Below are 22,677 nucleotides of genomic sequence, written 5' to 3' on the forward strand. Positions count from 1 at the left end.
CAGAACACTGGGGCGATGGACCCCGCACTGTTCTCCCGCGCGGAACTGTTGGGAGCCGACGACCCGGCAGCAGGTGAGGGTTTCTCCGCGATCCCCGACCCCGAGCCGCTCACCACGCACGGCCCGGCGATCGTCCTGTCGATGTGCAACCAGAAGGGCGGCGTCGGCAAGACCACCAGCACCATCAACCTCGCGGCCGCGCTCGCCGAGTACGGGCGTCGGGTGCTCGTGGTGGACCTCGACCCGCAGGGCGCGCTCTCCGCGGGGCTGGGGATCCGGCACCACGAACTCGAGTTGACCGTCTACAACCTGCTGGTCGACTACAGCGTCTCCACGGAGGAGGTGCTGGTGCGCACTCGGGTCGAGGGCGTGGACCTCATCCCGGCCAACATCGACCTGTCGGCGGCCGAGATCCAGCTGGTCAACGAGGTCGGGCGCGAGCAGGCCTTGGGTCGGGCGCTGTACCCGGTGCTGGACCGCTACGACTATGTGCTGGTCGACTGCCAGCCCTCGCTCGGACTGCTCACGGTCAACGCGCTGGCCTGCTCCGACGGCGTGCTCATCCCCATGGAGTGCGAGTACTTCTCGCTGCGTGGTCTGGCACTGCTCACCGACACGATCGACAAGGTGCGCGATCGGATCAACCCGCGCCTGCACCTGACGGGCATCCTCATCACCATGTTCGACCGCCGCACCGTCCACGCGCGCGATGTGCTGGGTCGGGTGGTCGAGGTGTTCGGCGACAAGGTCTTCGACACCCTGGTCACCCGGACCGTCCGGTTCCCGGAGACGACCGTGGCCGGCGAGCCCATCACGACGTGGGCGCCGCGTTCGGGCGGCGCCCAAGCGTACCGGGCGCTGGCCCGCGAGGTCATCCAGCGCGGTAGATGAGCGGCCCGGTGTCCGACGTACAGGCCCCTCAGGGGGAGGGGACACCGACGGTCGACGAGGCGGTCGCTCCGGGGGAGGCGGTCGCCCGCGCTTTCACCGTTCACCTGACCAACTTCACGGGCCCGTTCGACCTGCTCCTCAAGCTGATCGATTCCCGCCGCCTCGACGTGACCGAGGTGGCGCTCCACGCCGTCACCGACGAGTTCATCGCCCACACGCGGCAGCTGGGGGCGGAGGCCGGACTCGAGGAGGTCACCGAGTTCCTCGTGGTGGCCGCGACGCTGCTCGATCTCAAGACCGCGCGCCTGGTGCCCTCGGGTGAGGTCCAGGACCCGGAGGACCTGGCACTACTGCAGGCCCGCGATCTGTTGTTCGCCCGGCTACTGCAGTTCCGGGCGTTCCGGCGGGTCGCCGAACTGTTCGCCGAACTCGATCGCACCGCGCGCCGCGCGTACCCGCGGACCGCGGGCCCGGACGAGGAGTTCCTGGGCCTGCTGCCCGAGGTCGAGCTGGGGGTGGATGCAACCCAGCTCGCCACCATCGCCGCGGTGGCGTTTCGGCCGCGCCCGGTCGACGAGGTGGGTGTGGCGCACGTCCATGCGCCCGCAGTGTCGGTGCCGGAACAGGCGGGCCGGGTCCTGGAACTGTTGCGGTTCCGGGGGCACGGGGAGTGGGTGGACTTCCGTGAACTCGTCTCCGGGTGTGAGGAATCCCTCGTCGTCGTCGCACGCTTTCTGGCGCTGTTGGAGTTGTACAGGGCGCGGGCGGTCGCGCTCGCCCAGGACGAGGCGCTGGGCGACCTCCTGGTGAGTTGGACGGGCGAGGAGGCCGACGAGGTGACGCGGGGAAGGGACGAGTGGACGTGAGTGACGACGACGACAACGCCGGAGCCCCCGGCACGGACACGGGCCTGGCGGCGGACCCGGATCCCGATGCTCCGCCCCTGCGCGCTCGACTGGAGGCGCTGCTGCTGGTGGTGGACCAACCCACGCCGGAGTCGGCACTGGCCTCGGCCGCCGGTGCATCGGTCGGTGAGGTGGACGCCGCGCTGCGGGCCTGGCGCGATGAACTGACGGCGACGGGCAGCGGGATGGATCTGCGACGCACGGGCGAGGGGTGGCGCCTCTACACCCGTCGCGAGCTCGCCCCGTATGTAGAGCGGCTCCTGACGGACGGCACGCGGTCCACGCTCACCCGCGCGGCGCTCGAGACCCTCGCGGTGATCGCCTACCGCCAGCCGGTCACGCGTTCACGCATCGCGGCGGTGCGCGGCGTCAACGTCGACGGCGTGATGCGGACCCTCGTCGCGCGCGGATTGGCCGTGGAATGCGGCACTGACGCCGATACCGGGGGCATCCTGTATAGGACCACGGAGCTATTTCTGGAAAGATTGGGCCTCGTGTCGCTCGATGAGCTTCCGGACATCGCCCCGTTGCTACCGGACGTCGACCTGGTCGATGAGATGAGTGACGATCCCGCGGAGGATCCGCGGATCCCCGTGGGGCGGCGCCGGACGTCGGCGACCGCACCCGAAACCGAACCCGACCACGAAGAGATGTGACATCCCCATGACTGAATCCGCTGGCCGAGAAGGCGCACCGGTCCGGCTCCAGAAGATCCTCGCCCAGGCAGGTGTGGCCTCCAGGCGCGCCTCCGAGGACCTGATCGCGAGGGGAAGGGTCGAGGTCAACGGCCGGGTCGTCCGCGAGATGGGCATCAAGGTCGATCCCGCGACCGCGGTGATCCGCGTGGACGGCACGAGGATCGTCCTCGACGACACCCTGGTCCACCTCGCCCTGAACAAGCCGCGCGGCTACCACACCACGATGTCCGACGAGCGGGGACGGCCCTGCGTGGGCGACCTGGTCGCGGACCGCATCGACGCGGGGCAGCGACTGTTCCACGTGGGTCGGCTCGACGCCGACACCGAGGGCCTGCTCCTGGTCACCAACGACGGAGAGCTGGCGCACCGGCTCATGCACCCGTCGTACGAGGTGTCCAAGACCTACATGGCGACCGTGACCGGTGTCGTGGGCAGGGGAGTGGGTAAGCAGCTGCGGGACGGTGTCGAGCTGGAGGACGGCCCGGCGAAGGTCGACCAGTTCTCACTACTCGACGTCCACGACGGCAAATCGCTCGTCAAGGTGGTCCTGCACGAGGGACGCAAGCACATCGTCCGCCGGATCCTCGCCGAAGTGGGGCACCCGGTCGAGGCGCTGGTGCGGACCAGGTTCGGCGCGGTGGCGCTCGGTGACCAGCGCGCGGGGAGCTTTCGCAAGCTCAACCGTAAAGAGGTCTCCGACCTGTACGCGGCGGTGGGGCTGTGAGCGCGTCACGTCCGAGCCGCCGTATCGCGATCGACGGGCCCGCCGGAACGGGCAAGTCCACGCTCGCACGTACCCTCGCCGGGCGTGTCGGTGGTGCCTATCTCGATACCGGCGCGATGTACCGGGTGGCGACCCTGCACGTGCTCCGTGAGGGGATCGACCCCGAGGACGGCGAGGCGGTGAGCGCCGCGACCGCGGATCTCCCGCTGGAGATCGGTACCGACGCCGGGGCCGAGCGGATCCTGCTGGATTCCGAGGACGTGAGCGAGGAGATCCGGACTGCCCCCGTCACCGCGAACGTCTCCGCGGTGTCCGCAGTCGCGCAGGTGCGGGAGAATCTCGTGAGGTTGCAGCGCCGTCTCGCGGCCGGCGGCGGCACCGTGGTCCTCGAGGGCCGGGACATCGGGACTGTGGTCCTGCCCGACGCGGAGGTGAAGGTGTACCTCACCGCCAGCCCCGAGGTGCGGGCCCGGCGGCGTACCGATCAGGACCGGGCCGCAGGACGCGCGGCCGAGTACGACGAGGTGCTCGCCGCGGTCATCGAGCGCGACCGCAAGGACTCCACGCGCGCGGCGAGCCCGCTTCGGCCGGCGGCCGACGCCGTGGTGATCGACACCTCAGACCTCACCCTCGAGGAGGTGCTCGACCGCCTGGTCGCGCTCGCCGAGGGAACCGAGGCGTCGCAGGGCGCCACCGTAGAAGGGAACGCACAGTGACCGGCACCGAGGATTTCGACCTGCCCACCGGCCCGGCCGAGGAGACCGTCGAAGACGGGTGGAGCGACGAGACCGACTGGGAGTCGATCGCGGCCGAGTACGCGGACCAGATCGGGACGGAGGCCGAAGGCGTCGAGATCCTGCCGACCGTCGCGATCGTCGGCCGGCCCAACGTCGGAAAGTCCACCCTGGTGAACCGGATCATCGGACGGCGTGAGGCGGTCGTCGAGGACGTTCCCGGCGTGACCCGGGACCGCGTGTCCTATGAGGCGCTGTGGAACGGCCGGGCGTTCATGGTGCAGGACACCGGCGGCTGGGAGCAGGACGCCAAGGGGATGCACCGGTCGATCGCCCAGCAGGCGGAGATCGCGATGGGGACCGCCGACCTCATCGTGTTGGTGTGCGACGGCACCGTGGGGATCACCTCTGGGGACGAGACCGTCGCCAAGTCGTTGCGCCGGTCCGACACCCCCGTGATCCTCGCGGTGAACAAGGTCGACAGTGAGAAGGCGGAGCTCGAGTCCGCCGAGTTCTGGGCGCTGGGCCTGGACCAGCCGTATGCACTCTCGGCCGCGCACGGACGGGGCACGGGCGACCTCCTGGACGCGATCATGAGCGGGTTGCCGTCCAAGGCGACGATGCGGGAGGTGACCGACGTCCCCCGACGCGTCGCGCTGGTGGGCAAGCCCAACGTGGGCAAGTCCAGTCTTCTCAACAAGCTCACCGGCGAGGACCGCTCGGTGGTCGACAACGTCGCTGGCACGACGGTGGACCCGGTGGATTCGCTGGTCGACCTCGGTGGCCGGACCTGGCGATTCGTGGATACCGCGGGCCTGCGCCGAAAAGTCAATCAGGCCTACGGACACGAGTACTACGCGTCCCTGCGGACCCGCGGCGCGATCGAGGCGGCCGAGGTGGTCGTGTTGCTCCTCGACGCCTCCGAGCCGATCACCGAGCAGGACCTGCGGGTCATCTCGATGGTCGCCGACGCCGGGCGCGCATTGGTGATCGCGTTCAACAAGTGGGACCTCGTCGACGAGGACCGGCGTTACGACCTCGACCGGGAGATCGACCGCGAGCTGTCCAAGGTTCTGACGTGGGCGCATCGCGTCAACATCTCCGCCCAGACGGGACGGTCACTGGCCAAGTTGGTCCCCGCGATGGAGACGGCCCTGGAGTCGTGGGACAAGCGGATCCCGACCGGACCGCTCAACACGTGGATGAACGAGGTCGTGGCGGCCACGCCTCCCCCGATGCGGGGTGGGCGTCTGCCCAGGATCAGGTTCTGCACCCAGGCGACCACCCGGCCGCCCACGTTCGTGTTCTTCTCGACCGGGTTCCTCGAGGCGAATTACCGCCGATTCCTCGAGCGACGGCTGCGGGAGACCTTCGGGTTCGACGGTTCCCCGGTGCGCGTCAATGTGCGGGTCAAGGAACGCCGACAGCGGAAGTGACCCCGATTTCCAGTTGCGACCGGGGGTGCGATACTCTGTTGCAGTCGCCGCGGTGAGAGCCGCGGGAGACGGGCTGTGGCGCAGCTTGGTAGCGCACTTGACTGGGGGTCAAGGGGTCGCAGGTTCAAATCCTGTCAGCCCGACACTAAAGCCCTGGTGGGAATTCCCGCCAGGGCTTTTTGTCATTCCTGCGCGTGAGGCGAATTCTGGGGACGTTGCAACACCTGAGTGCATTTGAGATGTTGCGTTGTGGCTGTTGAGGGCTCTTCTTGGGAGTGTCCGTCGGCGCATTCGCGCACTTGGCCGGTGGCGGCGGCGTAGCGGCATTCGACCGGTGATGAGCGTGCCGCGATCAGGGCTGCTTTGGCGTCGGGAATGGAATCGATGGATGTTGCTCGCGCGGTCGGTGCCAGTTCGTCGTTGGAGTATCGGGCCGGGATGGCTGCCGGGCTGTGAGTACGCCACCCAGAGGGATGACTCGTACGTCCATGGCCGAGCGGTGCGGGTACCACTTGTTGCGGGCTCGAGCGATGGATCGTCGCCGAGCTGCCGTGCCGGTTGAACCGACCTCGGCGTCTTCGGCCCTGTGGATCTCGAGCACGTAGCCCAGGAGCACAACGGCCGCCCCTGCACGACCCTGAACCTAGACACACCCGCCGGGCGGATGCGAGACCTTTCAGCCTCAGTTTAGGGATCATCGCGCTGCGACGATCTATAGAACCCACGTGACCGTTGTGTCCCGGGTGCAGATGGAACCCGATCCGCGCCACAGGATCTCGAGGTGGCGTGGTCGGCCAGCAGAGGCGTGAGCGGCGCCCAAGTCTGCAAGTACCGATACGTCTGTGCGCTCATCAGGGATGGCTTATATTTCTGGGGTACCGTTAGGCCAGCTGGGAGGCAAGAGGGCCGGAGGGTCATTGAGGTTTGCCGGAAAGCGACCGCCCATCCGTTCACGTCGTCCGCCCGGCTATCCGATAGCCGAGAGAAGTGAGGACCCACGTGTCAGAGACGTACCGCGACGCCGCTTCGCAGTCAGCCGCTACGCAGCTGGAGATCAACCCGGTGTTCGCACGTCCGGGTGAGGCGACTTCCCTGCCCAAGTTCAAGATGCCCGAGGACATGATGTCCGGTGAGACGGCCTATCAGATCGTCCACGATGAGGCCATGCTCGACGGGAACTCGCGATTGAATCTCGCGACGTTCGTCTCCACCTGGATGGATGAGAACGCGCAGAAGATCTATGCCGAGACCGCCGACAAGAACATGATCGACAAGGACGAGTACCCGGCCACGGCGGCCATCGAGGATCGTTGCTGGCGAATTCTCGCCGACCTGTGGAACGTCCCGGACACCGAGGACACCATCGGAACCTCCACTGTCGGGTCCTCCGAGGCCTGCATGCTGGGCGGGCTCGCGCTCAAGCGCCTGTGGCAGGAGAAGCGCAAGGCAGAGGGTAAATCCACCGAGAAGCCCAACCTCATCCTGTCGGCCGGCGTCCAGGTCGTCTGGGAGAAGTTCTGCAACTACTGGGACGTCGAGGCCCGCTACGTGCCGGTCACCGAGGAGCACCTCGTGCTCGACGGCTTCGAGCTGGAGAAGTACGTCGACGAGAACACCATCGGTGTGGTTGCCATCCTCGGCCAGACCTACACCGGTCTTTACGAGCCGGTGAAGGAGATCGCCGCAAAGCTGGACGAGATCCAGGCCTCGACCGGTCTCGATGTGAAGATCCACGTCGATGGTGCCTCGGGAGCGATGGTCGCCCCGTTCTGCCAGCCGGAGCTGGAGTGGGACTTCAAGATCGACCGCGTCAACTCGATCAGCACCTCGGGCCACAAGTACGGTCTGGTCTACCCCGGCGTCGGCTGGGTTGTGTGGCGGAACAAGGCCGTCTGCCCGGAGAGTCTGATCTTCCACGTGAGCTACCTGGGTGGCGACATGCCCACCCTGGCACTGAACTTCTCGCGTCCGGGTGCGCAGGTGCTCTTGCAGTACTACCAGTTCCTGCGTCTGGGCCGTGAGGGCTACCGGGCGGTCCAGCAGGGATCGATCGACGTCGCGACCTACCTGTCCTCCGAGATCGGGAAGATGGGTCAGTTCACCCTCGTCAGTCGAGGTGACACGATCCCCGTCTTCGCGTGGAAGCTCAACCCGGGTGACCGGAACTGGGACCTGTACGACCTCGCCGATCGTCTGCGGATGCGCGGGTGGCAGGTGCCCGCTTACCCGATGCCCGACAACCTCTCCGACATGGTCGTCCAGCGCATCGTCGTCCGCCTCGGCCTGAGCCGGGACCTCGCAGGCCTGCTGCTCGACGCCATCAAGGAAGAGGTCGATTTCCTGGAGAACCTCGATGCGCCGATCCCACGCGAGCGTCCCCGGACCAACTTCACGCACTGACGTGAGCCGGGGCCGAGCCCGTTGCGCCCGGCCTGGGCGCGACGGACGCGCCCTCAGCGGATGAACCGCCCGGGCCGGAGGTTTCCGGCCCGGGCGGACTTCCGTCTCCGACCCCCTGCACTCTTCTGACCCGCTGGATGGTGGACATTTCCATGACCCGTTCCCGAGCTGGCTCTGCCGCCGGCCGAGCGCTCCCGATCCTGGTTCCGACGCTGACCAAGCAGTCCTGGTCCTTCATGATCGGATCAACGTTGTTCGCGGTGGGCGCGGCAGTGGCGATCTGGGATCTCGGCTCGTCGAACCTGACCAACATGCTCTGCTTCATCGGAGCGTGGTTCTTCACCGCCGCAGGACTCATGCAGACGATCCTCAGCGGGCCGGCCACGACCGAAGTCGACTACGGGCGGGGGAGGATGTTCCGGGCAGTCTGGCTGGCCGCAGCCATCCAGAGCGTCGGCACGATCCTCTTCAATGTGAGCACCAGTGCGGCTCTGAGTGCACAGACCGTGCAGGCTGATGAGCGACTGGTGTGGAATCCGGACGCCGGCGGTTCTGTCGCCTTCGTCATCAGCGCCGCGTTTGTTTACGTCGCCTACTATCGCGAGCGGTCCACCCTGTGGGAACCGGGCCAGTCCGGGTGGTGGTCCGCGCACATCAACATGGTCGGCTGTATCGCTTTCGGCGTCTCCGCGGTAGGTGCGTTCGTCCTCTCGAACGGCTCGCTCGAGAACGCGACGGTGGCCAATTGGGGCACCTTTATCGGTGCAATCTGCTTCTTCTCCGCCTCGGCTATCGCGCTACCCCAGCTCAGCTGGAACCATCGGGAATCCGAAGCCGCGCCAGCGGCATCCTGAGCCGCGCGCCCACAGTTTTTCAGACAAGATCCATGAGAAAGGACGTGCCTCTCACATGTGCACGCGAGTTTTGTGGCCAGATGCCAACGGGGCGGTCATCGTCGGCAGGAATATGGATTTCCACATGGACCTGCTGACCAACCTCTGGAAGGTCCCGCGAGGGGTCGAGCGGAATGACGGTGTGCAGGGGAACCTCACGTGGACCGCGAAGTACGGCAGTCTCGTGGCCACCGCCTTTGATCTCATCGCCACTGACGGAATGAACGAGGAAGGGTTCGCAGGCCACATCCTGTGGCTGACGGAGTCCGACTATGGAAAGCCCGAGCCGACGTCAACGCAGCTCAGCCAGTCGGTCTGGCTGCAGTACTACCTGGACAACTTCGCGACGGTCGCCGAAGCGGTGGAGTGGACCCGGTCCACCGAGGTCGGGATCGCCCAGCTCTTCGACCCCACGGGACACCTCGTCCCCACGCTGCACCTGGCGATCAACGACGCGACCGGCGACTCCGCCATCATCGAATACGTCGATGGCACGCCCACCATTTACCACAGTCGTGACCACAAGGTTATGACCAATTCTCCGACGTTCGACAAGCAGCTTGAGCTCGTAAAGCAGATCCGGGGACTCGGGGGAGACGCACCGCTCCCCGGCTCGACGTTGGCGAGCGACCGTTTCGCGCGGGCGTCGTTCTACGTCGAGAACCAGGTCCAGCCCGAGACCCAGCTCGACGCGATCGCCGCGATGTTCAGCATCATCCGCAACGCAGCCCAGCCTTTCCGCACCCCGGAGCCGGGTAAGCCGGATGCCTCTCAGACGATCTGGCAGGTGGTGCTTGATCTGACCAACAAGCGCTATGTCTTCGAGTCGACGACCCGCCCCAACATCGTCTGGGTGGATCTCGCGGACATGGACTTCGGCGAGGGCTCCGGCAGTAGCCGGCTCGACCTCGTGGGACGGATGGCCCTGGAGGGCGGACTCGCGGGAAACGTGTCCGAGGAGTTCCACGAAGTGGACGACTTCACCTCTGAGGTGCTCGCCACCGGCGTCCGGGCTCTTGAGTACATAGCCCGGAAGCAGGACGAGTTCGCCGTGCTGGCAGCCTCCGTGCAGAACCTGGTCGGCACCCGGAAATGATGCAGCTGGGACGCAGGGGCGCCGGCCATTGCGTGCCGGCGCCCCTGGGTCGTCTCCGCGGTGACGTCGGAATTCGGTAGCAGCGCGAAACGGTGACGGCCCCGGCAGCAGAGCGCGAAACCACGGGTGACGAGGAGATTCCGATGACGACGAAACTGACGATCGGCACGGTCGCCGGTGAACCCGGGGCTGACGCGGTGCTGGATGCGAGACGCTTCAACCGCCACACCTTTTGGTGTGGTCAGAGTGGTAGCGGAAAAACCTACGCGCTGGGCGTCGTGCTCGAGCAGTTGTTGCTCGAGACGGACCTGCCCATGGTGATCTTCGACCCCAACGCCGACTATGTCCGGCTGTCCGAACCGAGGGTAGACGCAGACCCTGCTGACGCCTCCCGATTGACGGATCGCGATATCAGGGTCTTCCGCTCATCCTCGGGGGTAGGGGAGCCGCTGAGGGTCCGCTACCTCGACCTGTCGTCGTCATCCAAGGCGGCGCTGCTCCAGCTCGATCCGATCGCCGATGCAGAGGAGTACAACGTCCTGTTGCGTGCCGACGTGCGCCGCGACGCGTTCGACGAGGACACGGTGGTCGAACGGCTGCGGACGTCGTCCGACCCCGGTGAGGTGCGGCTGTCGTATCGGATGGAGAACCTCGAGGTGCTCGAGTGGAGCCTGTGGTCACGCGGTTCCGGTTCTGTCATCGACGAGATCGACCGGCGTCCGCGGGCGACGGTGATGGACCTGGGCGGGTTCCCCCACCCCTCGGAGTCGAAGGTCGCGGCGTTGGCGGTACTGGAGCACTTGTGGGAGCGACGGGAGGAGCGGCGACCGCTCCTCATCGTGATAGACGAGGCGCACAACGTGTGTTCACCCGCGCCCGAGACCGACGTCGAGCGTGCCCTGACCCGGCAGCTGATCCAGATCGCCGCGGAGGGACGGAAGTTCGGCCTCTGGCTCCTGTTGTCGACCCAGCGTCCGGGCAAAATCCACCCCAATGTGCTGTCCCAGTGCGACAACCTGGGTCTCATGCGGATCAACTCGCCGCGAGACCTGACGGAGCTGGCCGAGGTGTTCGGCTTCGTCGGAGACGATCTGATCCAGCAGGCGAGCGGTTTCCCACAGGGGCAGGCTCTGTTCGCCGGGGGCTTCATCTCCGCGCCGAGCGTCATCCAGATGGGTCGTCGTCTGACAGAGGAAGCCGGAGGTGATGTGATGGTGCCGATTCCCGGGATGGAAGGGGAACAGGCGTGACTCGTCCTTCGTTATATCCGTTGTGGTATCCCGTGACATCGAGGTGCCATTGTGGGTACCGGGCGAGGAGGGTGCATGGAACGCGAGAGCACGGCGCGCACGGCACGGGATCGGATCGTCTCCGACGTCGACAGGATGTGTCACGGGGAGGGCGACCCCCCGATTTCCGAACTGTCAGACCGCGCCGCTCTACTGGTGGCATGTGGCCTGGTGGAACCACGGATAGCTGAAGTGGTTCGCGCCCGGCTGCACCGCAATCTCGCGTTCCCCACAGTCGGCGGCTTCCACCAGGTCAGGGTCATCGAAGAGCAACGCCATGATCTACGGCGGATCATCGACTCCCCGGCACCGTCGATGCTTCGGATGGCGCTTCGCACCCGATTGGCTGACCTCGATCGTAAATACATGGTCTTACGTACGGGCTTCACCAGGGGCGCCGGGGTCTTCGCGTTCCGCATCAAGGACATCCGGGCAGATCGCAGGAGAGGTGTCCACCTGGACACCGACGACCGAGGGCGTCTGTTCGATGCGTTGGCGTCGACTCCGACCATGGCACCGGTGCCACTGGTGCCTCGCACCCTGGGGGAACTCGGAACCGTCGCCGCCGCATTCGGGCAACGCGAGATGGGACGGGTGGTTCTTCCACAACGGATGCAGTCCGTCGTTCAATCGCTGCCGTCGCTGCCTCAGATCCGTTCGGATCGTCGGAGGATCCCGGAGATGTACACCGCGATGCTCATGGAGGTCGGGGGTCTGTATGACCGGCTGTCGGCGGCCTTCGTACGCGGTGGTCGCTCCGTGGAGGAGATCCGCCTCCAGTTCGATGCGGAGAGCGAGGTCATCGGACTTTCCGGCGATCTGTGCCGTCTTCGCGAGGCCGCGGCGTCGGCCGGGGTGCCACCGGCCGGTGACGGCTTCACCACACTCACCGGTATGGGGGCGTTGATCGACGGGGCCTGGGCCGAGGTGGTCGAGCGGGCCGTAGCGCTTCGAGAGCTGGTGGAATCCGTGGAAACACGTGCCGACACGGCTGTCGCCGAAGCGGAACGGCTCGCCGGGATCGCCAGGGCGAACGGCGTTCGTCCGCCTTCGTCACGTCACCAGCCGAGTCACGCTGACCTTGCCGCCGAGCATCTGGCGGCCCGGGCGGGGGACCGGATGCTCTCGACAGAAGCGATGCGCAGATTGCGTGGGCAGATCGACCCGGATCAGTAGTGCCCGCGACCGGCGGGGCGAGGGCCCCGGCCTGTCGTGTTCTGCGTACGGTGGGAGCATCTGTTCGTGACCGGGAAGGACGCCGCGCGTGGGATTCGCCAACCGCTTCTGGAAGCTGATGGGCTCCACCCAGGGCCGGGACACCTCACGTGCGCAGAGCGCGGTCGAGGCCTCGCATGATTTCGACGACTGGGCGGCCGGATTGGCCGACGGCGAGTTCGCGGACACCGCCCACCGGTTGAAGCTCTTCGGCGAGTCCGCGGAGGACCTCGCCCGGTTTCTCGCGCTGGCCAGAGAGTCGGCCACCCGGACGGTCGACCTTCGACCGTTCGACGTCCAGCTCCAGGGCGCGCTGAGAATGTTCGAGGGAGACGTCGTGGAGATGGCCACCGGTGAGGGCAAGACGCTCTCCGGTGCCATCGCGGCAGCCGGCTACGCCCTCCAGGGCCACACGGTGCACGTGATCTCGGTGAACGACTACCTCGCAGTCCGCGACGCCCGGTGGATGGGACCGATGTTCGAGCTCCTGGGCCTTTCTGTCGGCTTCGTGACAGAGGGGGCGACGCGCGAGGAACGGCGCGCGGCGTATGCCAGCGATATCACCTACGGTTCGGTGTCGGAGATCGGATTCGACGTGCTGCGCGAGCAGCTCGTGACCGATCCCGACGACCGGATCTCGCCGGCCACCGATGTGGCGATCGTGGACGAGGCCGACTCGGTTCTCGTGGACGAGGCCCTGGTCCCGCTGGTTCTCGCCGGTTCGAAGTCGGGAGACGCGCCCACGGGAGAGGTCCTGGCGGCGGTGAGAAAGCTCCGTCCCGGACGGCATTACGAGACCGACTCGGAACGACGCAACATCTATCTGACCGATGATGGCGCGGAGGCCGTCGAGAAGGAACTGGGAATCAACGACCTCTACGACGCGGACCATGTGGGCAGCACTCTCGTCCAGGTCAATGTGGCGTTGCACGCGTGCTTCCTCCTGCGGCGGGATGTCGACTACATCGTCCGTGACGGCAGAGTGCAGTTGGTCAATGCCTCGCGTGGTCGCGTGGCCGAGCTGCAGCGCTGGCCGGACGGCCTCCAAGCAGCGGTCGAGGCCAAAGAGGAGGTGGCCGTATCGGAGTCGGGAGAGATCCTCGACAGTCTCACCGTCCAGGGGTTCATCGGTCGTTACGCCAAGGTCTGCGGGATGACGGGAACCGCGTTGGCCGCCGGCCCCCAGCTACGGGAGTTCTATTCGCTCGGGGTCTCGCAGATCGAGCCCAACCGGCCGAACATCCGATTCGACGAGGCAGACCGGACCTACATCGATTCCGACAGTAAGACCCGCGCCATCGTCGATCATGTCGCCTCGATACATGAGACCGGGCGGCCCGTGCTCGTCGGCACACATGACGTCGCCGAGTCCGAAGCGCTCGCGGCCCGGCTGGCGGAGAAGGGCGTCGAGTGCGCCGTGCTCAACGCCAAGAACGACGAGGAGGAAGCGACGATCATCGCGGAGGCCGGTGACATCGGCAATGTCACGGTATCCACGCAGATGGCCGGTCGAGGTACGGATATCCGTCTGGGAGGATCCGATGAGTCGCGTCGCGATGAGGTGGTGGAACTCGGTGGCCTGCACGTGGTCGGGACCGGCAGGCACCGTACCGAGCGCCTCGACAACCAGCTCCGAGGCCGGGCCGGACGTCAGGGCGATCCGGGCAGCTCGGTCTTCTTCGCCGCCATGGACGACCCGGTCGTCACCTCCGCCCTCGAGCCGGAGAAGCTGCCCACCGCCCACGACCGGATCTCCGGGGTACTCAAGGGCAATCGCGGGCGGGATGCCGTGGATCATGCGCAGCGGGTCACTGAGGGACAGATGCTGGAGATCCACTCCAATACCTGGCGTTACAGCCGACTACTGGCGGAGCAGCGTGACATCCTCGCCGAGAGACGCTCGACGCTCCTGCTCACTGACAAGGCGTTCGAAGAACTGACAGAACACGACCCGGAGCGCAGCGCGCGCCTGGTCGACGCCCACGGTCGGGACGCCGTGGTCCGGGGCTGTCGGGAGATCATGCTCTGGCATCTGGACCGGGGCTGGGCCGAGCATCTGGAAGCGATGAACGACGTCAGGGAATCGATCCACCTTCGCGCCCTGGGTCGTGAGAACCCACTCGATGAATTCCACCGGATCGCTATCGATCACTTCCGGGATCTCGCCTCCGATGCGGTCACCGAGTCGGAGAAGACCTTCGACGAGATCGAGTTCTCCGACTCCGGTGTGGATCTCGCGGCCAACGAGATGGCGCGGCCCACCTCGACCTGGACATACATGGTTCACGACAACCCGATGGCGGCCGGCGGAAGTGTCTTTTCCGGGATGATGTCCACGTTCCGATGAGCACGGCACGCGACGGCAGGCGAGAAACCGATCTGCGCGAATGGCGAACCGGCGAGGGCAAGGTTCTCGGGGCCAAGATCCCGCCGCCCCGGGGAGGACACCTCTCGGCAGCGGTTCCACCGGGGCTCGGCGCCGAGGTGTCGCCCCGCGCAAGAGGGGTGAGCGACCGATTCTGGACGCTTCCCAACGCGATCTCGCTCTGTCGTATCGCCCTGATTCCCGTCCTGGTCGTGGCGGTCCTGGTGTGGGACGCACCGACGCTGGCACTGTGGTTGCTCGGGGTGGTCGTCGTCTCCGACTGGCTCGACGGCAAGATCGCGCGATTGTGGAACATGCGGTCGACCTGGGGGGAGAAGCTGGATCCGATCGCTGATCGGATCCTCGTCGCGGTCGTCCCCGTCACGTTCGTGATAGCCGGCTATATCCCTCTGTGGGTTGTCGTCGTGCTGCTCGTCCGTGACGCGTTGCTGCTGGTGACGCTGCCGGTCTATCGCCGGCGGGGACTGGAGCCGGAGGTGACCTACCTGGGCAAGGCGGCGACGTTTGCGCTGTTCTGGTCCCTGCCGCTGATTCTGGCGGGTAATGCGGGGGTCGTGGGAGCCCCGGGTCTGGAGGTCGTCGGCGAAGCATGTCTCTACTGGGGCGTCGGTCTCTATGTCTGGAGTGGGGGCATCTATGTCTGGCAGGCACGCAGAACCACTGTGGCTCTTCCCGCTCGTGACGGATCGACTGATGTGAGGGCGTCCGACGGTGTGTAATGTCGCCAGATGGAATCTGTAGTGAGCCACTCGAGAAGGGCACGTCAGTGAGCGATCAGAACATCCCCGACCAGCTCCGGTACACCGATGAGCATGAGTGGGTGGAGCGGGTGTCGGATACCCGCGTCCGCATCGGCATCACCGAGTACGCGCAGTCCAAGCTCGGCGATATCGTCTTTGTCCAGCTCCCTGAGGTCGGCGGGGAGACGGAGACCGGTGAGTCCTTCGGCGAGGTCGAGTCCCCCAAGAGCGTCTCCGATCTGTACGCACCGCTGACCGGAAAAGTCGTCGAGGTCAACTCGGCGCTCGAGACTTCTCCGGAACTGGTCAACTCGGACCCGTACGGGGAGGGTTGGATCATCGTCCTGGAGATCTCCGATGTCGACGACCTCGAGGCGCAGCTCGAGCAGACCCTGGACTCGGACGGGTACGCCAAGATCACGGAGGGGTGAGCGGATCGACTGGTCCGCCCCCCGGCCCCGCGGATGGGTAGTCCGGCATAGAATCAATTGCAGCGCACCGTGAGCCCCACGCCCGGGCTCAGACGAGGAGAGACGAACGTGACCGAGAACAAGAACATGCCCGAGGCGACCGCCGAGACCACCTCCGTGTTCCGCGCGGAGCTCCTCAATGAAACCGATCAGCAGGCGGCTCAGTCGGACTCGTCGGTGACCGGTGTCGAGGGGCTCCCCGAGGGGCAGGCCCTTCTCGTGGTCAAGCGTGGCCCCAACGCCGGATCGCGCTTTCTGCTGGACCAGGCCACGACCTCCGCCGGTCGGCATCCGGACAGCGACATCTTCCTCGATGACGTGACGGTGAGCCGACGGCACGCGGAGTTCCGCAGCGAGGGTGGCAGCTTCACCGTCGTGGACGTCGGGTCGCTGAACGGTACCTACGTCAACCGCGAGCCGGTCGATTCCGCGTCGCTCGCCAACGGCGACGAGGTGCAGATCGGCAAGTTCCGTCTGGTGTTCCTGACGGGTACGCCCGGGCAGTGACCGCAGCCGGTCATGGCGCCGCCGGGGAGGAGTTTCTCTCCATCGGCGGGGTCATCGCACTACTGACGCCGGAGTTTCCGGATCTGACGGTGTCAAAGGTCCGGTTCCTCGAGAACGAGGGGTTGGTGACGCCGCAGCGGACGCCGAGTGGTTACCGGCGGTTCAGCGTCGAGGACCGCGAACGACTCCGGTATGTCCTGACGGCGCAGCGTGACCGGTATCTCCCGTTGAAGGTGATCCGGCAGGAGCTGGATGCCCTCGACGCGGCGATCGCCGACGGATCGACGACCACTCTGCTTCCGCGCCCCGGATCCGAGGGCGTTCCGGGGTCCGAACCTGACGATTTCCGCAGCGATGCGCTGAAGCGGATGACCCGCGAGAACGTTGTCGAGCAGGCCGGCGTGGAGGCGGAGTTCGTGGACTCCCTGATCGACGCCGGACTCATCACGGCCGGACAGGGTGGCTTTTTCGATCCCGAGTCGGTGCTGATCGCTCGCGCCGCCCACGACCTGGGCGCCCATGGTGTGGACGTCCGGCACCTGCGGGGCTTCCGGACGGCGGCGGATCGCCAGACCGGCCTCATCGCTCAGATCGCCGGGCCGGTCGCGCGCCAGGGGGATGCCGATGCGCGCGACCGTGCCGCAGAGTTGGCTCGTGAGATCGCGGCGCTGTCTGTTGCGCTTCACTCGACTCTCGTGACCGTCGCCGTGCGCCACGCGCTCGAATCCTGAACCTGCCGGCCCGCCCGGCGCGCGCTCCGCTCGCCGGGCCGCGGATGAAGGCTACGCTGGAGATGTCGAGAGGCGGAGACAATGGTGAGCAATATGCGTGAGGTCGACGTGGTCGGAATCCGTTTCGAGGAGCCCGAGTACGCACCCGTCCTGGTCCTGCATGAGAAGGAGGGGGGCCGGTACGTGCCGATCTGGATCGGCGCGTCCGAGGCCGCCGCGATCAGTCTCCAACAGCAGGGCGTCAAGCCGAGCAGACCACTGACCCACGACCTCGTGGTGACTCTTCTCGAGACCTTCTCTCAGTCCCTGGAGCAGGTCGAGATCGTCGGGGTGTCCGAGGGGACGTTCATCGCCGAGCTCGTGTTCGGAACGACGAGGGTCTCGGCGAGGCCGTCCGACGCGGTGGCCGTGGCGCTGCGCACCTCTGCACCGGTCCTGGTGAGCAAGGAGGTACTCGACGAGGTCGGGATCTCTCTGGTGGAGCAGGGCGAGGAGGAGGTCGAGGCCTTCCGCGAGTTCCTCGACCAGGTCAGTCCCGATGACTTCCTCGGAGAGGGCGGGCCGACCGAGGATCCCGGAAGTCCGTCGTCCTGAGTGTGCTGACCTGCAGTTTTTCAAGTCACATGAGTCACTTGACTACCTTCTCCCAGGCAGGCGAAGACTCTAAAGTTCAACTTGAGGTTGAGGTTTACCGCGTGTCCTATTGATCGAGGGGGACGGCAGGCATAGCGTTGCCCTCAGTGAACTACACCGATGGTGTTCACGCGTCCAGGATTCGGGCCTCGCGGCCCGGTACCGTGCGGCCACGAAGGTGGCGGCACCCGCAGCTTGAGGGAGCAAACGTGGCCGACCACCCCCGGATTCCGGAGCCGACCGTCGTTGCAGAGTCGAACAATCCCTTCGGGGATGTGAACGAGGCCACGCAGGCCACGTTCGACGAGGTGCAGCCCGGGCTGTTCCCGGACGACGGGATCCCGGACGGAACGAGCGGATACCGCGTTCCGATTGCCTGCCAGATCGCGGGCATCACGTACCGTCAGCTGGATTACTGGGCTCGTACGGACCTGGTGGTGCCGTCCATCCGCAACGCGGCCGGGTCGGGAAGCCAGCGCCTGTACTCGTTCAAGGACATTCTCGTCCTGAAGATCGTGAAGCAATTGCTGGATACAGGCATCTCGCTGCAGAACATCCGCAAGGCCGTGGATCAGATCCGGTCGCGCGGTGTTCAGGACCTGGCCACGATCACTCTCTTCTCGGACGGGCGAACGGTGTTCGAGTGCACCTCCAAGGAAGAGGTGTTCGACCTCCTGCAGGGTGGACAGGGAGTATTCGGGATCGGCATCGGCGGTGCCATGCGCGAGCTGGCCGGGTCTATCTCGGAATTCCCGGCGGAGACCGTCACCGAGGACGACATCGTCGCCCCGTTCGAGGACGAGCTCGCCGCCAGGCGGCGTGCGCGGGCGTCACGGCGTACCGGTTAGGGCGCCCGCGTCGTCTAGACTCGGGGACGCGTTCACGCGACTCACGGGAGAGTCCCGCGGCCTCGTGCCGCGGGCGCCGAAGGAGCAACTCCTCTCCGAGAATCTCTCAGGCACCCGGACCGTGTAGTCGACGAGCGCCTCTGGAGAGCGGTGGAATCGACCACCCGCCCACGGGGAAAGTCGGCCGGCGGTCCGGTCGGCGAATCTCTCAGGCGCCGGCGTCAGTCGGCAGGGGACAGAGCGGAGAGGGTAGCACCGGCCCGCCGGCCGCCCATCCCGGGTGGCCCCGCCCTTCGAGGAGCACCTGTGACGACGACCCCGCACACCGCCCGGACCGGAGGCGAGTTCGTCTCCCGCCATCTGGGGCCCGACGACGACGGGCTCGCCCGCATCCTGGACACCATCGGGGTGTCGTCTCTCGACGAACTCGCGGACAGGGCTTTCCCGTCGGTGATCGTGGACGAGGTGGGGTCTGACGGTCGCGCCGCCGGAATCGATGCCCTCCCCGAACCACTGTCGGAGGCGGACACGCTCGCGGCGCTGCGAGCATTGGCGGACCGCAACACGGTGGCGGTGTCGATGATCGGTCAGGGCTACTACGACACGCTCACCCCGCCGGTCCTCATCCGGAACATCATCGAGAGCCCCGCGTGGTACACGGGCTACACCCCGTATCAGCCGGAGATCAGCCAGGGGCGACTCGAGGCCCTGCTCAACTTCCAGACGATGGTCTCGGACCTGACCGGTATGGACATGGCCAACGCCTCCATGCTCGACGAGGGCACCGCGGCTGCCGAGGCCATGACGATGCTGCGGCGGGCCAACCGTTCGTCCAAGAGTCACCGTTTCGCCGTCGACGTCGATGTCTTCGCCCAGACCGCGGCGATCCTCGCCACTCGCGCCGAGCCCCTGGGCATCGAGATCGTCACCGCGAATCTCATCGACGGCGGCCTGCCGGAGGGCGAGTTCTTCGGCGCCCTCGTCCAGACCCCCGGCGCCTCGGGCCGGATCGCGGACGTGTCCAAGCTGATCGAGGAGTGCCACGAGCGCGGCGTGATGGTCGCCGCTGGAGTGGACCTGCTGTCGGCGACCGTTCTGACCCCGGCGGGGGAGAAGGGTGCGAACGCGTGCTTCGGCACCACCCAGCGCTTCGGTGTGCCGATGGGGTTCGGCGGCCCGCACGCCGGTTTCCTGGCCTGCCGGACCGCGCACGCCCGTAACCTCCCCGGGCGTCTGGTGGGCGTGTCGACGGACGCGGACGGGCGCGTCGCGTACCGGCTCGCGTTGCAGACGCGGGAGCAGCACATCCGCCGGGACAAGGCCACGTCGAACATCTGCACCGCGCAGGTACTGCTCGCGGTGCTCGCCGCGATGTACGCCTCCTACCACGGTGCCGAGGGACTCACAGCGATCGCGCGGCGCGTCCATGCGCACGCGGCGGTGCTGGCGGACGGGCTCGTGATGGCCGGCGTCGAGGTGGTCCACGATGATTTCTTCGACACGGTTCTGGCGCGCATCCCGGGCCGTGCCGACGAGGTGCTCGCCGCGGCGGCCGAGCGCGGGGTCAACCTGTGGAAGGTCGACGACGACCACGTGTCCATCTCCTGTGACGAAGCCACGACCGGGGACCACGTCTCCCTCGTGCTCGAGGCCTTCGGAGCCCGGGTCGAGGACGTGGCCGACGCCGCCGGCCTCGAAGTGATGGTCGACCCGACCTACGGTGACCGCACGAGCTCGTTCCTCGAGCACGAGGCGTTCGTCCGCTACCGCACCGAGACCGCGATGCTTCGCTACCTGCGTGCGCTGTCGGACAAGGACATGGCGCTGGATCGCACCATGATCCCGCTCGGCTCCTGCACGATGAAGCTCAACGCGACCACGGAGATGGAACCCATCACGTGGCCGGAGTTCAATCGGCTCCACCCGTTCGCGCCGGCGGACCAGAACGCCGGTATCCGGCAGCTGGTCGGCGACGTCGAGCAGTGGCTCGTCGACATCACCGGGTATGCGGCCGTCAGCCTGCAGCCGAACGCGGGGAGCCAGGGCGAGTACGCGGGTCTGCTCGCGATCAGCGCCTACCACCGGTCCCGCGGGGACGACGACCGCACTGTGTGTCTCATCCCGTCCTCGGCCCACGGCACCAACGCCGCCTCGGCGGTCATGGCGGGCATGAAGGTCGTCGTGGTGAAGTGTCGCGAGAACGGCGACGTGGACGTGGACGACCTCAAGGCCAAGGTCGACAAGCATGCGGGTGAGCTCTCGGCGATCATGATCACCTACCCGTCGACCCACGGGGTCTACGAGCACGATATCGAAGAGATCTGCGCGATCGTCCACGATGCCGGCGGCCAGGTGTACATCGACGGTGCGAACCTCAACGCGCTCGTGGGTGTGGCTCGTCCGGGCCGTTTCGGTGGCGATGTCAGTCACCTCAACCTGCACAAGACGTTCTGCATCCCGCACGGCGGAGGCGGCCCGGGCGTCGGGCCCGTGGCGGTGGCCGAGCACCTGCGCGAGTTCCTGCCGGGTCATCCGCATGTGGACGGTCTGGGCTCGGGCGGCGTGGTGGCCGCGGCGCCCTTCGGCTCGGCGTCGATCCTGCCCATCACCTGGGCCTATATCCGAATGATGGGGGCCGACGGCCTGCGGCGGGCCACGCTCACCGCGATCGCCAGCGCAAACTACCTGGCCCGCCGGATCGGCGAGCACTTCCCGGTCCTCTACTCGGGCGAGGGCGGCTGGGTGGCACACGAGTGCATCCTCGACATCCGTCCACTCATCGACTCGGTGGGCGTATCGATCGACGACGTCGCCAAGCGGCTCGCGGACTATGGCTTCCACGCCCCCACCATGAGCTTCCCGGTCCCCAACACCCTCATGGTCGAGCCCACGGAGAGTGAGGATCTCGCCGAACTCGACGCGTTCTGCGATGCGATGGCGTCGATCCGGGCCGAGATCGACCGCGTCGCGGCCGGGGAGTGGCCGGTCGACGACAATCCGCTGCGCGGCGCCCCGCACACCGCGGAGAGCGTGTCCGCGGACGAGTGGGGCCACCCGTACCCCCGCAGTGTCGCCGGCTATCCGCTCGGCACCACGTGGCGGCCGAAGGTGTGGCCTGCGGTTCGTCGAATCGACGGCGCCTACGGCGATCGGAACCTGGTCTGCTCGTGCCCGCCGTTGGAGGCGTTCGCCGACGACTGACCGGCTCCGGGGCCCGTTGATGTCGGACCCGCGTGACACCGTGCGGGTATGACCACGACCGGACCCGGCCACATTCCACCGCTTCCCGAGGCCTGCGCCGACTGGTGCAGGGTGCAGCCGCCGGCGCTGCTGGTGGCGGACGAGTACGTGGGGGTGGATCTCGACCTCTGGAATCTGAGACTGGCGGAGAAGGGCGTCGACCTGCGGCTCGTGGGTGGGGGTCCGGATGGTGGCCGGGTCGAGACAGGTACCGGCTATCTGCGGCGGAGCGACCTGTGGGCTGCGGGGAGACGGGCGCGGGGCAGTCTGGAGGAATCCGTGGTCGCGTTGTACATGTGCGCGGCCTGGTTGTCCTCGCATCCCACACGCTCGGGGATCAGGCGTGGCCTCCCGGATTTCCGGGCACCCGATCGGGACCGGGCCGGGTGGCGATCCGTCTCCTCCCACGGCTACCCGCTCGTCCTGCATGACGTCGTCGACTGGCTCGACGCCCCCGCGGAGGCGATGAACCTGCTGCGGCACGGTGCCCCCGAGGGGAGGGCCGGCCGAGGGGTTCCCGACCTCGGCTACCCCTTGGCGTCGCTCTATCTGTCCTCGCTCGCGATGGCGTGGTCCGATCAGCGCATCGTTCCTGTCGACCCCGCGGGGATCGGGACGTTGATCCACTCGGGTTGGACCGAGGTGGACTCCGCGTCGCGGCTCACCCCTCGTCGGTTCCAGCGCTACCTGGACGTGGTCGAGGAGTGGGCGGCGGAGTGCGCCGTCGATCCCCTGGTGGTGGAGATGTGGCTCGTCCGGGTCTGGCATCATCGCCGCTCGCGGACAGCGGACGCGGCCGCGGTCGCCCGGCCTCCTCGGGACAGGCGGCCACGGTGAGCAG

Annotated in this window: 19 protein-coding genes, 1 tRNA gene, 2 pseudogenes and 1 riboswitch; all 22 genes and pseudogenes read left to right on the forward strand. The window is 67.0% G+C overall.

Annotation, left to right across the window (positions count from 1 at the left end; translation table 11 throughout):
- Positions 1 to 15: 15 nt before the first annotated feature.
- A complete protein-coding gene (locus ACWIE7_RS00065) occupies positions 16 to 891 on the forward strand; it encodes a ParA family protein (protein WP_454068381.1) in 876 nt (291 codons plus the stop codon).
- A complete protein-coding gene (locus tag ACWIE7_RS00070; protein ID WP_454068300.1) occupies positions 888 to 1,757 on the forward strand; it encodes a segregation and condensation protein A in 870 nt (289 codons plus the stop codon). The genes ACWIE7_RS00065 and ACWIE7_RS00070 overlap by 4 nt, the downstream gene beginning before the upstream one ends.
- Positions 1,748 to 2,452 (forward strand): SMC-Scp complex subunit ScpB, encoded by a 705-nt coding sequence (gene scpB / locus ACWIE7_RS00075; RefSeq protein WP_452098759.1) that lies wholly within the window; start codon positions 1,748 to 1,750, stop codon positions 2,450 to 2,452. The genes ACWIE7_RS00070 and scpB overlap by 10 nt, the downstream gene beginning before the upstream one ends.
- 28 nt (positions 2,453 to 2,480) lie before the next feature.
- Positions 2,481 to 3,218, forward strand: a pseudogene (locus ACWIE7_RS00080) (pseudouridine synthase); the annotation flags it as partial.
- On the forward strand, positions 3,215 to 3,934 hold the full coding sequence (gene cmk, locus ACWIE7_RS00085; protein WP_452098760.1) for a (d)CMP kinase: 720 nt from the start codon (positions 3,215 to 3,217) through the stop codon (positions 3,932 to 3,934). The pseudogene ACWIE7_RS00080 and the gene cmk, both read left to right, overlap by 4 nt.
- Complete coding sequence (gene der, locus ACWIE7_RS00090; RefSeq protein ID WP_452098761.1) at positions 3,931 to 5,388, forward strand: ribosome biogenesis GTPase Der; 1,458 nt, start codon at positions 3,931 to 3,933, stop codon at positions 5,386 to 5,388. The genes cmk and der overlap by 4 nt, the downstream gene beginning before the upstream one ends.
- A gap of 69 nt (positions 5,389 to 5,457) precedes the next feature.
- Positions 5,458 to 5,531: transfer RNA gene (locus ACWIE7_RS00095), tRNA-Pro, on the forward strand.
- A gap of 419 nt (positions 5,532 to 5,950) precedes the next feature.
- Positions 5,951 to 6,079: pseudogene (locus ACWIE7_RS00100) on the forward strand (IS30 family transposase); the annotation flags it as partial.
- 356 nt (positions 6,080 to 6,435) lie between these two features.
- A complete protein-coding gene (locus ACWIE7_RS00105) occupies positions 6,436 to 7,788 on the forward strand; it encodes a glutamate decarboxylase (RefSeq protein WP_344994970.1) in 1,353 nt (450 codons plus the stop codon).
- Positions 7,789 to 7,940: 152 nt separating this feature from the next.
- A complete protein-coding gene (locus ACWIE7_RS00110) occupies positions 7,941 to 8,642 on the forward strand; it encodes a hypothetical protein (RefSeq protein WP_452098762.1) in 702 nt (233 codons plus the stop codon).
- Between the two features lie 55 nt (positions 8,643 to 8,697).
- Positions 8,698 to 9,777 carry a linear amide C-N hydrolase gene (locus ACWIE7_RS00115; RefSeq protein WP_452098763.1) on the forward strand — a complete coding sequence of 360 codons (1,080 nt, stop codon included), beginning with the start codon at positions 8,698 to 8,700 and terminating at the stop codon, positions 9,775 to 9,777.
- Positions 9,778 to 9,920: 143 nt separating this feature from the next.
- Complete coding sequence (locus ACWIE7_RS00120; protein ID WP_452098764.1) at positions 9,921 to 11,027, forward strand: ATP-binding protein; 1,107 nt, start codon at positions 9,921 to 9,923, stop codon at positions 11,025 to 11,027.
- Between the two features lie 75 nt (positions 11,028 to 11,102).
- Entirely contained in the window at positions 11,103 to 12,242 is a 1,140-nt protein-coding gene (locus tag ACWIE7_RS00125; RefSeq protein WP_452098765.1) for a hypothetical protein, read from the forward strand.
- 118 nt (positions 12,243 to 12,360) lie between these two features.
- Complete coding sequence (secA2, locus tag ACWIE7_RS00130) at positions 12,361 to 14,628, forward strand: accessory Sec system translocase SecA2 (protein ID WP_452099054.1); 2,268 nt, start codon at positions 12,361 to 12,363, stop codon at positions 14,626 to 14,628.
- Positions 14,625 to 15,386: a CDP-alcohol phosphatidyltransferase family protein gene (locus ACWIE7_RS00135; RefSeq protein ID WP_454068301.1), complete on the forward strand. Its 762-nt coding sequence runs from the start codon at positions 14,625 to 14,627 to the stop codon at positions 15,384 to 15,386. The genes secA2 and ACWIE7_RS00135 overlap by 4 nt, the downstream gene beginning before the upstream one ends.
- 47 nt (positions 15,387 to 15,433) lie before the next feature.
- Positions 15,434 to 15,838 carry a glycine cleavage system protein GcvH gene (gene gcvH / locus ACWIE7_RS00140; RefSeq protein WP_344994906.1) on the forward strand — a complete coding sequence of 135 codons (405 nt, stop codon included), beginning with the start codon at positions 15,434 to 15,436 and terminating at the stop codon, positions 15,836 to 15,838.
- Between the two features lie 126 nt (positions 15,839 to 15,964).
- Positions 15,965 to 16,384 (forward strand): oxoglutarate dehydrogenase inhibitor Odhl, encoded by a 420-nt coding sequence (odhI, locus tag ACWIE7_RS00145; RefSeq protein WP_230929096.1) that lies wholly within the window; start codon positions 15,965 to 15,967, stop codon positions 16,382 to 16,384.
- The gene (gene ftsR / locus ACWIE7_RS00150) at positions 16,381 to 17,115 is read left to right on the forward strand and encodes a transcriptional regulator FtsR (RefSeq protein ID WP_454068302.1); all 735 of its coding nucleotides are present in this window, start codon (positions 16,381 to 16,383) and stop codon (positions 17,113 to 17,115) included. Before odhI ends, ftsR begins: the two co-directional genes overlap by 4 nt.
- A gap of 93 nt (positions 17,116 to 17,208) precedes the next feature.
- Positions 17,209 to 17,709 (forward strand): bifunctional nuclease family protein, encoded by a 501-nt coding sequence (locus tag ACWIE7_RS00155; RefSeq protein WP_452099055.1) that lies wholly within the window; start codon positions 17,209 to 17,211, stop codon positions 17,707 to 17,709.
- 314 nt (positions 17,710 to 18,023) lie between these two features.
- A complete protein-coding gene (locus ACWIE7_RS00160; RefSeq protein ID WP_295647885.1) occupies positions 18,024 to 18,596 on the forward strand; it encodes a MerR family transcriptional regulator in 573 nt (190 codons plus the stop codon).
- Between the two features lie 34 nt (positions 18,597 to 18,630).
- A riboswitch (glycine riboswitch) is annotated at positions 18,631 to 18,728 on the forward strand.
- A gap of 174 nt (positions 18,729 to 18,902) precedes the next feature.
- Positions 18,903 to 21,797, forward strand: coding sequence for an aminomethyl-transferring glycine dehydrogenase (gene gcvP / locus ACWIE7_RS00165; protein ID WP_454068303.1), 2,895 nt, complete (start codon positions 18,903 to 18,905; stop codon positions 21,795 to 21,797).
- 48 nt (positions 21,798 to 21,845) lie between these two features.
- A complete protein-coding gene (locus ACWIE7_RS00170) occupies positions 21,846 to 22,673 on the forward strand; it encodes an 8-oxoguanine DNA glycosylase OGG fold protein (RefSeq protein WP_452098769.1) in 828 nt (275 codons plus the stop codon).
- Positions 22,674 to 22,677 lie beyond the last annotated feature (4 nt).

Source organism: Dietzia sp. NPDC055343 (assembly GCF_053645265.1).